The organism is Actinocrinis sp. (assembly GCF_035605935.1).
In the GTDB taxonomy this organism is placed as follows: Bacteria; Actinomycetota; Actinomycetes; order Streptomycetales; family Catenulisporaceae; genus Actinocrinis.
On the sequence record NZ_DATNGK010000085.1, the window covers coordinates 20,945 to 33,195 of the forward strand.

The following is a 12,251-nucleotide window of genomic DNA, read 5'->3' on the forward strand; positions in this document are numbered from 1 at the left end:
CGGTTCGTGCCAGTGCCAGTGCCAGTGTCAGCGGCGGCGGCGGCGGGCGGGCGGCGGCGCGCTGGACGCCCGCGGCGTCAGCACGGCCGGTGGCTCGCCGCGCGAGCCTGGAGCGCCGCCGCCGGCCAGTTCCAGCAGCCGTTGCGCCGCGTGCGCGCCGTACGCGACCACGTCCCTGCGCAAGGCGGTGAGCGCTGGATGCACGAGTTGGCAAAGCACCGAGTCGTCCCACGAGACCACGGACAGCTCACCGGGCACGTCGACCCCGGCCCGCTGCGCCGCACCGAGCCCGGAGACAGCCATCAAGTCATTGTCGTAGACGATCGCGGTCGGCGGTTCGGCCTCGGCCAGCAGCGCCGTCGTCGCGTCGGCGCCGCCTTCCGCGGTGTAGTCCGCGGTGACGCAGTGCGCTTCGATACCTGCCTCGCTCGCCGCCTGCATGAAGGCGTCGGTGCGGATGCGCGTGTGCCAGAGGTCTGTCATACCGGTAACCCGGGCGATCCGCCGGTGGCCGAGCTTGGCCAGGTGCTCCACCGCGAGTTTGGCCGCCGTCTCGTCGTCGGTCCATACCGCGGAAAGCCCGCCCGAGCCCTCGGGTGCGCCGACGACCACCGTGGGCAGCGCCAGTTCTCGCAGCACCGCGATGCGCGGATCGTCGATGCGAAGGTCCACCATGAAGACCCCGTCCACCCGGCGCTGCGCCCACCAGGTGCGGTAAAGCTCCATCTCCGACTGCCGGTCCTCGGCCACGGTGAAAAGCAGCGCGGTATGCCCCTCCGCGAGCGCGCCCTGGATGCCCGCGATCAACTGCATGAAGAACGGTTCCGCGCCGAGGATTCCGGCGGGACGGTCGATCACCAGGCCGAACGCTCCGGCCCGCCCGTCGGACAAGGCGCGCGCCGCGCTGTTGGGCTGCCAGCCGATCTCCCGGGCGATCTCCAGAATTCGCTGCCTGGTGGTCGGCGAGACCCCCGGCTGGTTGTTCAGCGCGAAGGACACCGCCGCCTTGGTGACCCCGGCCCGCTGGGCGATGTCCGCGATCGTCGGCCGTTTCACCTCGTGCAACCTCCAGTACCGAGCAGCAACCCCACCGTCCGTGGGCAGTCTACGGTGCGGCGGCGACTCAGAGCGCAGCCTTCACCGCAGCGGGTGGCCGCGCCGGGAGGCGTGAAGGTTACATATGCGGTAGAGCACCGGCCGGGTTCGGCCGACCACCCGACCCGGGAATGGCTCTTGCGCGGCAGCCCGAATTACGGTCCACTAAACCGGTATAGCACCCACCGGCCTCCCTGCCCAGGGGTGCCGACGCTCCGAACGCGCCTCAAGTCCCGCCCGTGAAAGGTCGTGACCCGCATGCACCGTCCCTCCCTCCGGCTGCCCGGCGAGCCCGGATCCAGTCCCGCGCCGTGGATCGGCGCGAACTTCTGGTCCCGCCGCGGCGGCCCGCTGATGTGGCGTCAGTTCGACGCGGACACGGTCAAGACGGAACTCGCGGTGCTGCACGAGCACGGGCTGACCTTCACTCGCTCGTTCTTCTACTGGCCGGACTTCATGCCGGAACCGAACCGGGTCGACGAGGAGTGCTGCGCGAACTACGCCCGCTTCCTCGACCTGCACACCGAGCAGGGCATGTACACGATCCCGACGCTGATCGTCGGGCACATGTCCGGGGAGAACTGGGACCCGGCCTGGCGCGGCGGCCGCGACCTTTACAGCGACGTGTGGATGGTCGCGCAACAGGCCTGGTTCGGCGGTGAGATGGCCCGGCGCTTCGCCGCGCATCCCGCGGTAGCCGGCTGGCTGCTGACCAACGAGATGCCGATCTACGGCGGCGAGGACGCCCCGCGCGAACAGGTCGCCTCCTGGGCGCAGCTGATCATCGACGCGGTGCGGGCCGGCGGCGGAACCCAGCCGATCTCGCTCGGCGATGGAGCGTGGGGGCTGGAGATCACCGGCAAGGACAACGGATTCCGGCTGCGCGACGCCGCGCGGCTGTGCGACTTCCTCGGCCCGCACAGTTATCCGATGGGCAACGACCCGGTGCGTCAGCACTACACCGCCGCCTGGATCTGCGAGCTGGCCGGCTCGTTCGGTTTGCCGGTGATCCTGGAGGAGTTCGGGCTCACCTCGGACTTCGTCTCCGACGCGAACGGCGCGCACTTCTACCGGCAGACACTGCACAACTCGCTGCTGGCCGGGGCCACCGGCTGGGGCGCCTGGAACAACACCGACTTCGACGGGCTCGAACATCAGGACCCTTACCGACACCATCCGTTCGAGCTGCACTTCGGGCTGACCGACGCTCAGGGCACACCGAAGCCGCAGCTGGCCGAATTGCGCGCGTTCGCCGACGTGCTGGCACAGGTCGACTTCCCGCGGCTGCACCGTACCCCCGCCGAGACAGCGTTGGTTGTAAGTTCATATCTTGACACCGAGTACCCGTTCACCGAGCCGGGTAGGGATCGGCCTGAGCTGTGCCTGACGCTCGGCCAGGCCTATATCGCGGCGCGGCTTGCGGATCTGCCGGTAGCGGTCGCGCGGGAAAGCGACGGAATCGGCACCGACGCCAAGCTTTACCTACTGCCCTCGACCAAGCAGTTGCTCGCGCCGACGTGGTACGCGCTGGCTGATGTGGCCGCGGACGGCGCGACGGTGTACGTCTCCTACTTCGCCGGCGCGCACGGCAATCAGCGCGGCCCTTGGCACGCCGCGATGAACACCCTGTTCGGGTTCGAACACCAACTCGTCTACGGGCTCGTCGACACGGTGGAGGAGGACGAGTTCGAGTTCGAATTCGTCCGGCCGTTCGGCGCGTTGGCCGAGGGCAGCAGGTTGCGTTTCCGCACTGGTGGCAACGAGCACAGCCGCGCGATGCTGCCGGTGCTGCCCACCGACGCCGAGGTCGTCGCGGTCGACGGAAAGGGCCGCCCGGCGCTGCTGGTCCGGCGCGTCGGGGCCGGCTCGATGGTGTTCTGCACCTATCCGATCGAGCACATGGCCGCGTACCTGCCGCGGGTCAACCCCGAGCCGACGCGAGACCTGTACGACGCGCTGGCGGACTTCGCGGGCGTCGCGAGGGCGGTGACGGTGGACGAGCCGCGGGTGGCGGTGGATGTGCTCGAACATGAGGACGGCACCCGGTGGGTGTGGTTCGTCAGCCAGGCCGCCGAGGAGCTGACCGTGAAACCTGCGGTGCGCGGCGGCGGCAAGCTGGCCGAGGACGCGGTGACGCTGCCGCCGTTCGGAGTGCGGATCGTCAAGCTCGAGGGCTGATTCGAACGTTTGAAGGAAACTCATTGATTGACTTGCGGAGTCGATCACTGATACTTACAAGCCGCGCCGCGGTCCCTAGTGCGGAGGGACCGCGGCGCGGTGTCGTTCCCGCCTGAGGTGCTCGGATCTCAGGCGGGCGGCCGACTACGGCAGTGTCGTGATATGCGCCTTGTACGCCGCGCCGAAGTTGGTCGGCGTGCCGGTGTAGTCGGTGATCAGGGTCGGGCCGCTGGAGCAGCCGCCGGACCAGTTGTCCCAAGTCCAGGCAAGGTAGCCGGTGCCCTGTGAGTCCAGCCAGGACATGAGCGGGTTGATGAAGCTGCCGGAGCAGTCGTTCTCGCCGATCTCGCCGGCGATGACCGGGACCTTGGCGATGACCGGGGCGACCTGGCTGGTCCAGCAGGACTGCGGCGCGCAGGTGTTGAAGTTGTAGTCGTGGAACGAGGCGACCAGGTTGTGATCCGGGTCGGTGGGCTCATTGGCCAGCCAACCGGTCAGGTCGTTGGAGTACTCCTCCCCGCCGAGCATCAGCACGTTGCTGGCGCCGGTGCCGCGCACCGCGTTGACCATGCCCTGCATGCCGGCCACCTGATAACCGATTCCGTTGCAGGTGCCGCCGTTCTTCCAGCAGGACCACCCGGAGGTGGTGTCGCCGGTCGCGCGCGAGGCGTAGGGCTCATTGAACAGGTCGAAGATGACCGCGTTGTTGCCCTTGAAGGTGTTGGCGACCGAGGTCCAGAACGCAATGGCCTGCGCGGCGTCCGGCATCGGCTTCTGGCAAGTCGCGGTCGCGCTCGAGCAGCCGGAGGAGTTGCCTGTGTATGTGCCGTCAGTCCAGTGCAGGTCCAGGATCGCCACGAGTCCGTTCGAGTTCAGCAGGCTGACAAAGGCCTTGACCGCGTTGATGTAGTTCGAGCCCGCATCTGCCGAGGTGACGTACGACTCGCCGTTCCAGCAGGCCTCGTTGAGCGGGATGCGCACCGCGTTGGCGTTCCAGCTCTTGATGGCGGTGACAGAGGCCTGATCGGTAGGGCCGTCCCAGATGCCGTAGCCCTGTACGCACTCGTATTCGCCGCCGGAGCGGTTCACGCCGTGCGGAGTCCAGGTGGCGCCGCTACCGGTCACGATCTTGTTGCCGGAGACGTGCAACTGCGGAGCCGAGCCGCCGCCACCGCTTGATCCGGAGGGCGAGGCCGAAGGCGAGGAGGACGGGGACGCGCTCGGCGAGGCCGACTTCGACGGGCTGGCTGAGGGCGTCGGGCTGCCGCTCGCGGACGCGCCGTTGCAGGTGGTGCCGTTGAGCGTGAACGCGGCCGGCACCGGGTTGCTGCCCGTCCAGGAACCGTTGAAGCCGAGCTGCACCGAGCCGCCGGTCGGGAGCGAGGCATTCCAGCTCAGGCTGGCGACGGTGACGTTCGAGCCGCTCTGCGTCCAGGTACCGTTCCAGCCCTGGGTGACGCTCTGTCCGGCGCCGAAGGAGAAGCCGAGCGTCCAGCCGTTGATCGCGGACGCGTTGTTGACGATGGTGATGCTCGCGCCGAAGCCGCCGGGCCATTGACTGCTGACGGTGTAGGTGACGGAGCAAGCCGGCGTGGCAGCCGAGGCCGGGCCGGTGGTGAGCGCGACGAGCCCGGCGCCCGCGGCCAGCGCGGCGACGCCCATGCTGGCAAGCGCGGCGCGCAGCCGTGCAGAGCGGTTGTGGAGCGTATCCATGCAGAAACCTCCGTGGGCAAATGAGCGCACGGCGACGGTGCCGGGCTCTGGTGCCCTTGCACGGTAGGACCGCTTACTTAACCGATCAAGTAGACCTGAAAGTTGCATGTGGTGCACTCGCGACACCAGGGACGACTCGGCCCGTGCATGCATTCCTTTCACGAAGGAGTGCACGCACGGGCCGGGATCCGCGCCTAGGCGCCTACTGAGGCGGGCGCTTTCAGTGGGCTTTCACGGTGTGCAGCACGCCGGGTAACGGCCAGGTGGCGCCGGTGACCGGAACGGTCATCGTTCCGCCGGTCGTCGTCACCACGAGCGAGCCGGTCACCTTGCTCAGCATGGTCGGTACAAAGGTGACGTTCACCGTGATCGAGCCGCCTGCCGCGATCACCGTGCCCACCGCGGGCAGGGTGGAGACTCCGAGTTCGCCGGTCAGTCCGGTAGCGGTCGCTGCGGTGACCACCACCGGCACCAGGCCGGTGTTCTTCAGCGTCACCGCGGTGAGCCTGTGGAAGCCCACCGGCACGCCCACGAACGACACGACGCCCGGACTGGCCGTGGGCGCCGTGACCGTCGCAGAGGCCGGAGATGTGGCGATGGCGATGTTGCTCACCGCGTGCAGGTCGGTCTTTCCTCCGTTGCCTGCGGTGAAGCCCGCGTACGCGGTCGCCGGAATCAGACCCGCTGCCGGCTTGTAGGTCAGAACCTGGGCCGCATCTACGTACACGGTGATGACACCCGCGAGGACCGTCACGGTCACCGCATGCGTACCGGTGCGCAACGGCGCCGGAACCGGGGCGGTCGCGAGATACGTGGCCGAGCCCAAGCCGTTGTCCGAGCCGGTCGCGATCGCGACGTAGTTGGCCGAATTGACCTTCGCGTTCCAGAACGTGTCGAGCGCCACGCCGATGCCGCTCAGGCCGTCGAGACCGAGGCCCCCGCCCGGAGTGCCGACCGCGGTCGGCTGGTTCTGCGTCGCGTCGATCAGCGAGAAGGTCAGCCCGTCCGCCCCGGTACCGCCGTTCAACTGCGCGGTGAACGAAGCCGCGAGATTGTTGGTGGACACCGGCGTGGTCGAGAAGGCCGAGCCGGCGACCTCGGCGGTGGCCGCCGGAGTCAGCTGGATCGTGCCTGCCGCGCCGGTCGCCGTGGCCGAACCATTCAACTGCCAGCCCGTCGTGATGGGCGGCACGACGCCGGTCGCCGTTCCGGAGATCGGCAGGAAGCGGGCGCCCTGCCCGTCGTCGCTGGTCATCTCGTACTGCGCGGTCTTTGCGCCGATCGAGGTCGGAGTGAAGGTCACCTGCTGGACGTATGTCTGGTCCGGGCCGATCACCTGGCCTTCGGGCAGCGGCGAGGCTGAACTGAAGTCCGAGTCCGGCGCCTTGGCCTTGGTCACGGTCACCGGGATGTTCCCGGTGTTGGTGATGCTGAAGGTCTTGGTGACCGTGGAACCGAGCGGAACCATGCCGAAGTCCAGCGGCCACGGCGAGACGGTCAAGTGGCCTTGGCCGACGATCGAGTTGCCCGTCAGCGAGATCGTCACCGTGTGCGTCACGCCGGGGTCGTCCGGCGAGGTCGAGGTGACTGTGATCGAGTCCGTATTCGTCCCGGTCACGGTCGGGTTGTAGGTGACCGAGGCGATGAACGAGCCGCCGGGCGCGACAGTGGCGCCGGGCGCGGGCAGCCCGGTGACCGCGTACGGCGCGGCGGGAGCGGTGACCGCGCCGATCGTCTCAGTGTCCGTACCCGTGTTGGTCACCTGGATGTTCTGAGTGACGCTCAGGCCCACCGGTTGGTCGTCGAAGACGGCGTTCGGCGGATTCGCGCCGAGGCCTGGTTTGGTGCCGTAGCCGGAGGCGGTGAACGAGACTGGCCCGGAGTCGGTGGTCACCGTGACTGTCCCGCTGATCGTCCCCGTGCCGCCCGGAACGAAGGTCATCGGGATCGACAGCGTGTCGCCGGAGTTCATCGCGTGCGGCAGCGCCGGGGCGGTGACCGCGAACGGCGAGGTGGCGGAGATCGCGGTGACATTAAGCGACTTGGCGGCCGTGACGGTCAACGTCGCGTTGCCGGTCGTGCTGACCGGGATGTTCCCGAAGGACACCGGCGAACCGGTGAGCGCGGAGTTGGCCGGCCGGCCGAAGGCGAGGATCTTGCCGTCGCGAGTGCCGACGTAGACGCGGCCGTCGCTGGTGGCCGGGGTGGTGAACTTGACCGCGGTGCCGATCGGCGAGGACCACAGTTCGGTCAGCGCGCCGCTGCCGTTCGGTTCTGGGCTGTACGCCCGCAGTTCGGCGTTGGCGCCGGTCGGTCCGGAGGACCACACGACCCACACCACCCCGGTGCCGGAGGTCGTGCCGTTGGAGGTCACCACCGGCGAGCCGGAGGTGTAGCCGAAGGAGCCCGTGCTGGTGCCGACGAGGCTCAGCGCCGGGTTCCCGGAACCGTCGACGCCCACCTTGAACGCGCGCAGCGGACCGCCGTTGCCGACCACGTACACGTAGCCGCCGTCGCCGCCGTAGAACGCGAGGTGCCCCCACAGTCCCTGGAACGGGCCGACCATACCGAGCACGGCGTCAGTACCCGTAGACGCCGCGTGACCGCCGAGGTTGTCCCGGTCGAGCAGGAAAAGCCGGCCGTCCTTGCCCATCTGCACGAGCAGGTGCGGGTGCGCCGCCGTGCCGTATCCGTCCGGCAGCGCCAGCGGGCCGCCCGAGCCGAAGTCGGTGTCGTTGGCGTCCATCTTCGTCGCGTCGTGCGGGCTGAAGAAGTCGGTCGGCGAGAGCGAGCCGTCCGCGTTCACGTGCAGCCGGACCACCGACTCGGCCAGGTTGCCGGGAGGAGCGTTCCCGGGGCCGGGAGCCGGGGAGACGCCGTTGCCGGTGGCGAAGATGATCTGTCCGTCGCCGTCGGAGACGAGGCCGCCGCCGCCGGCCCAGATTCCGCCGCCGTTGTTGCCGGTGCCGGTCTCGTCAGACCACAGCGCGGTCTGCTTGCCGGCCGTGGAGACGCCCGCGACGTATCCGCGGTAGTCGGGTCCGTAGTCACAGTGCGAGCCGAAGGCGGCGTACACGACACCGTTGAGGAACAGCAGGCCCGGCCGCTGGCCTTGGTAAGCCGCGTCGAAGGTAGCTGACGCGTCGTTCGAGGGGTGGCCGCCGATGGCCACAGGGAAGCTCGGCTTCTCCGCACCGCTGGTCGGATTGACCGCGTGCATGTAGTAGTGCGGGTGCAGCGCATCCGCACCGTCATTGACCTTCGTGACCAGATACACGTATCCGGACGCCGAGTCGTAGACCGGAGCCCCGGAGATGCCGAGGTTCGGCGTCAGGTCCGAGCAGCCGATGGTGGAGGCGGGCCAGGCCGGACCGAAATTGTCGGTCCACAGGATCGCGCCGCTCGACTTGTCCAGACCGTAGACCTTGTCGTTCTCGGTCGCGGCTATCAGCGTGTTGCCGATGACGAGCGGCTGGGCGTACACCTGGCCGTCGAGCGTGGCCGCGAACTGCTGGCCGAAGTCCGAGGCGCTGACCGACGCGGGGTCCAGGGTCGTCTCACTCTGGTCCCAGCCGGTGCGCAGGGTGTCCTGGGAGACGGTCACCTCCTGCCCGTGCGCCGGAAAGGCCACATAGGCGGCTGCGGATATGAGTCCGGCCGTGATCAAACCTATGAAAGCGGCACGCGGATATCCACGCACGACGTTCACCGGCTTCCCCCCTCTGAAAGCTGTGCTGTTCCGGCGCCGGGCAGCATGAGGCGCAACTGCGAGGAGAGGCTACGGCCTGCGCGGGCGCGCGAATCGGCAAGGTTCCGAACCGTGACGAAATCCGAACCAACGCCGCGGCGATTTGCGCGGTTCTGCCATGGCTCGTACTCATCCAAGGTAGGCGGCCGACGCTTACCCGGAACCGCCGCCGGGGCTTAAGAAATGGGTGTCACGCCAGCCGGTGTCCGCCCCTTTGGCGTTTGCTCGATCAGGTGGCCCCACCACACCATTCGGCTTGAGTCGATATACATCGGCGTGCACGTGGTGAGCGTGATGTACCTGCCGGGCTTGGTGAACCCGGAACCGACCGGGATCGGCTCCACCGCGCCGACATCGTTGATCGGCACCGAAGATGCTTCGCGGTCCAACTGGTAGACGAACCAGCCGTATGCGGTCTGCACGTACACGCGGTCCCCCGCGGCGAGTTGGTCCAGATCGCGGAAGACCATGCCGTGGCCGTCCCGGTGACCGGCGATCGCGAAATTGCCGGAGGCGTCCCAGGGCAGGGCCGAGGGCGGCTGCGTGTAGTGGCCGACCGCGCCGGTATTCAGCACCCTGGTTCGGTCGACGGACTGCATGATCAGCGCACGCCAGTCCGGACCGAAGGCCGGGATGTAGAGGAATCCGAAGCTCTGCCCGGTCGCGATCGCGTCACTGGGCTTGGTCGCGGTGGGCGGCGAGGCATCAGCCCAGTGGTGCAGCAGGGCCGCGGAGTTGCGGGCGGTCTGCTGGCCGGCGGTGATGTTGCTCCACCAGAGCTCGTACACCGCGTAGAGCGCGATGATCAGCCCGAGCGTGATCAGCGCTTCGCCGAGCCCACCGAGGTACCGGGTCCAGGGCCGCGCGGCTGTCGTGCCCGGAGAGGTGTCGTAGAGGTCGTATCCGCCGCCTGGATCGTAGACATCGAATCCGTCGGACACGTGCGCTCCTTCCGTCCCTTCGATTGACCGGTCAGCCGGCTGACACCCCGACAGCGGCGCGCCCGATCCTACCGGCTTGTCGGTAAAACAGAGGGCAGATCCCGAAGAGTTGGGATCTGCCCTCTTATTCAGTTATTCGGTCGTCTCATGACCGTACGACGGACGCCCGGCTCAGTGCTGCCGGCGCCCGCGCTTGGAGGCTGCGCGCAGCCCGACGCCCGCGAGCAGCGCGGCCCCGGCCATCGCCGCGATCGCGCCCTCCTCGGTGCCCGTGCCGGCCAGCGAACCACCGTGGTGCGGCTTGGACGGAGTGCTCGGCGTGCCCGGCGTGGTCGACGTCGCCGAGTTGCTCGGCGACGAAGAGGCCGAAGCCGACGGCGAGGACGAGCAGTAGCTGCACGAAGACGGCGAGCTGCTCGCCGACATGCTCGGCGAGGACGAGGCCGAAGCCGACGGTGACGACGAGCAGTAGCTGCACGAAGACGGCGAGCTGCTCGCCGACATGCTCGGCGACGAAGAGGCCGAAGCCGACGGCGTCGCCGGAGGCGTGGACTCCTGGCCGCACAGCACCGTGCCGGTCTTGTTGTCGAGCCCGATGACAGTGGCCTGGTTACCGCACACGTTCAGCGGGACGTTGATCGGCACGTTGGCCTCGTTGCCCGACAGGGCTCCGCCCGAGTGCGTGACGATGCTGGTGCTGGTCGCGCTCGGCGGGCCCGGGATGAAGCACTCGGAGCCGCCGACCTTGTTCTTGACACCGATCACGTTGACCTGGTTGCCACACGCGTTGATCGGCACGTTGATCGGAACCTGCGCCGAGTTGCCGGACGCGATGCCGCCCGAGTACGCGATCATGCTGGTCGCCGAGCTGGTACCGGCCTCGTTGACGCACGTCGAGCCGCCGTCGCGGTTGTCCAGTGCGATGACGTTGGCCTGGTTACCGCACGCGTTGACCGGCACGTTGATCGGGGTCTGCACCACGTTGCCCGACCCGAGACCACCGGAGTGCAGCACGACCGCGGTCGCGCTCGAGCCGCCGTAGGTGTTGGAGCCGGTCGGGTTCGTGGAGCAGTCGCTGCCGCTGAGCTTGTCCTTGGCAGCGATGACGTTGGCCTGGTTACCGCAGGCGTTGATCGGCAGGTTCACCGGCGCCTGGATGATGTTGCCGGACAGGATGCCACCGGAGTGGTCGGTGACCGCCGTCGCCTTGGCTCCGCCGCCGGTGCTGCCCGCGCCGTCGCCGGAACCCGGGGCCGGGCAGGTGGTGCCGTGCACGGTGTTCTTCAGGCCGATGGCGATCGCCTGGTTCCCGCACACCTCCAGGGGCGCGTTGATCGGCGCCTGGATGGTGTTGCCGGACAGGATGCCACCGGAGTGGCTGGTGCTCGCCGTCGCCGACGAACCGCTCTTCGACCCGCCGGCCGCGTTCGAGCCGCCACAGGCGCTCGGCGCGACGTGGTTGCCCACGGCCCCGACGCCGACCTGGTTGGTGCACAGGTTCAGGCCGAGGTCGATCGGGATCTGTACGGTGTTGCCGGACAGGATGCCCTTGGAGTCCTTCACCGTGCTGGTCGCCGAGGCGCCGGCACCGGAGCCGGAATCCGCCGGAAGGTGCGGCGCGGCCGGCTTCAGGACGTGGACGTTCTCTGGAGCAGCCTTCGGCTGGATGCCTTCGGGTCCGCTGACACTGATGGGAGTGCTGACACTGGACGGGGACGATGCCTGGTTCGCGGCGGACCCCTGGGCCTGCGCCGGGCCGGGGAGAGCGCCGAAGCCGACGGCCGCTTCGGCCGGGGCATAGCCCGTCCCGGTCAGCAGCAACCCACCCGTCGCGACCGTGAAGGCCAGGCTGCGCTTGGCCATGTCGTACATGGAGGACCTCTTCTGATCAGTAGAGGAGAAAGCGGCGATCGGAAAGGTGCCGCCTTCTCCGCGAAACGGCCCAGAAGGGTGATGGTCACGCTCGCTACGGCTTCATGAGTGAATACTGATACGAGTATTTAGTTCGCAGCTCATGACGTGTAATCACAGCGTCATCGCACAATGAAGAGCGCGACGACCCGCGCCGTCCACCGTCGAAGGGAATGCCCAGCTGCATTGTCGGTAGTGCCTGGCAGGCTTTCCGGCATGTCGACCGCCGCCTTCCCGCCGCCGCGCATCAGCCTCGTCACCCTCGGCGTATCAGACCTCGCCCGCGCCACCACCTTCTACCAGCGCCTCGGCTGGCCGCAGGTGGCGAACGCGGGCGACGGCGTGAGCTTCTTCCGTACTGCCGGCGCGCTGCTTTCGCTTTTCCCGTCCAGTGATCTGGCCGCCGACGCGGGCGTGCCCTCCGCCGGTGACGGCTTCCGGCATATCGCCCTCGCGATCAACGTCGCGTCAGCGCAGGAGGTCGACGCGGCGCTTGATGCAGCGGTCGCCGCCGGCGGCACGTTGGTCAAGCAAGGGCAGCAGGTCTTCTGGGGCGGCTACTCAGGCTATTTCGCCGACCCAGACGGCCACTTGTGGGAGGTGGCGCACAACCCGTTCTGGCCGCTGGACGCGGCCGGGCTGCCGGTCATCCCAGAGTCATGAGT

At 68.5% G+C, this 12,251-nt stretch carries 7 protein-coding genes; 2 read left to right on the plus strand and 5 right to left on the minus strand.

The annotated features are described in order from the left end of the window. Positions 1-27 precede the first annotated feature (27 nt). Complete coding sequence (locus tag VN779_RS07760; protein ID WP_325721623.1) at positions 28-1,056, minus strand: LacI family DNA-binding transcriptional regulator; 1,029 nt, start codon at positions 1,054-1,056, stop codon at positions 28-30. Between the two features lie 297 nt (positions 1,057-1,353). Here VN779_RS07760 and VN779_RS07765 point away from each other — a divergent pair, with 297 nt between their 5' ends. Next, positions 1,354-3,273 (plus strand): cellulase family glycosylhydrolase, encoded by a 1,920-nt coding sequence (locus tag VN779_RS07765; RefSeq protein WP_325721625.1) that lies wholly within the window; start codon positions 1,354-1,356, stop codon positions 3,271-3,273. 144 nt (positions 3,274-3,417) lie between these two features. On the opposite strand, the gene VN779_RS07770 is transcribed toward VN779_RS07765, so the two are convergent. The 4 genes from VN779_RS07770 to VN779_RS07785 all read right to left on the minus strand — a co-directional run bounded on the left by VN779_RS07770 (position 3,418) and on the right by VN779_RS07785 (position 11,538). Further along, positions 3,418-4,986 (minus strand): cellulase family glycosylhydrolase, encoded by a 1,569-nt coding sequence (locus VN779_RS07770; protein WP_325721628.1) that lies wholly within the window; start codon positions 4,984-4,986, stop codon positions 3,418-3,420. 220 nt (positions 4,987-5,206) lie between these two features. Next, positions 5,207-8,590, minus strand: coding sequence for a choice-of-anchor D domain-containing protein (locus VN779_RS07775; protein ID WP_325721630.1), 3,384 nt, complete (start codon positions 8,588-8,590; stop codon positions 5,207-5,209). Positions 8,591-8,910: 320 nt separating this feature from the next. After that, positions 8,911-9,675 carry a class E sortase gene (locus VN779_RS07780; protein ID WP_325721631.1) on the minus strand — a complete coding sequence of 255 codons (765 nt, stop codon included), beginning with the start codon at positions 9,673-9,675 and terminating at the stop codon, positions 8,911-8,913. 171 nt (positions 9,676-9,846) lie between these two features. Further along, positions 9,847-11,538, minus strand: coding sequence for a chaplin (locus tag VN779_RS07785; RefSeq protein WP_325721632.1), 1,692 nt, complete (start codon positions 11,536-11,538; stop codon positions 9,847-9,849). A 264-nt stretch (positions 11,539-11,802) separates the two neighbouring features. On the opposite strand from VN779_RS07785, the gene VN779_RS07790 reads away from it, so the two are divergent. Beyond that, the gene (locus VN779_RS07790) at positions 11,803-12,249 is read left to right on the plus strand and encodes a VOC family protein (protein ID WP_325721633.1); all 447 of its coding nucleotides are present in this window, start codon (positions 11,803-11,805) and stop codon (positions 12,247-12,249) included. Positions 12,250-12,251: the final 2 nt, after the last annotated feature.

Coding starts and splice junctions, on each gene's coding strand:
- VN779_RS07765 (WP_325721625.1), top strand. CDS start 1,354: ATGCACCGTCCCTCCCTCCGGCTGCCCGGCGAGCCCGGATCCAGTCCC.
- VN779_RS07770 (WP_325721628.1), bottom strand. CDS start 4,986: ATGGATACGCTCCACAACCGCTCTGCACGGCTGCGCGCCGCGCTTGCC.
- VN779_RS07785 (WP_325721632.1), bottom strand. CDS start 11,538: ATGGCCAAGCGCAGCCTGGCCTTCACGGTCGCGACGGGTGGGTTGCTG.
- VN779_RS07790 (WP_325721633.1), top strand. CDS start 11,803: ATGTCGACCGCCGCCTTCCCGCCGCCGCGCATCAGCCTCGTCACCCTC.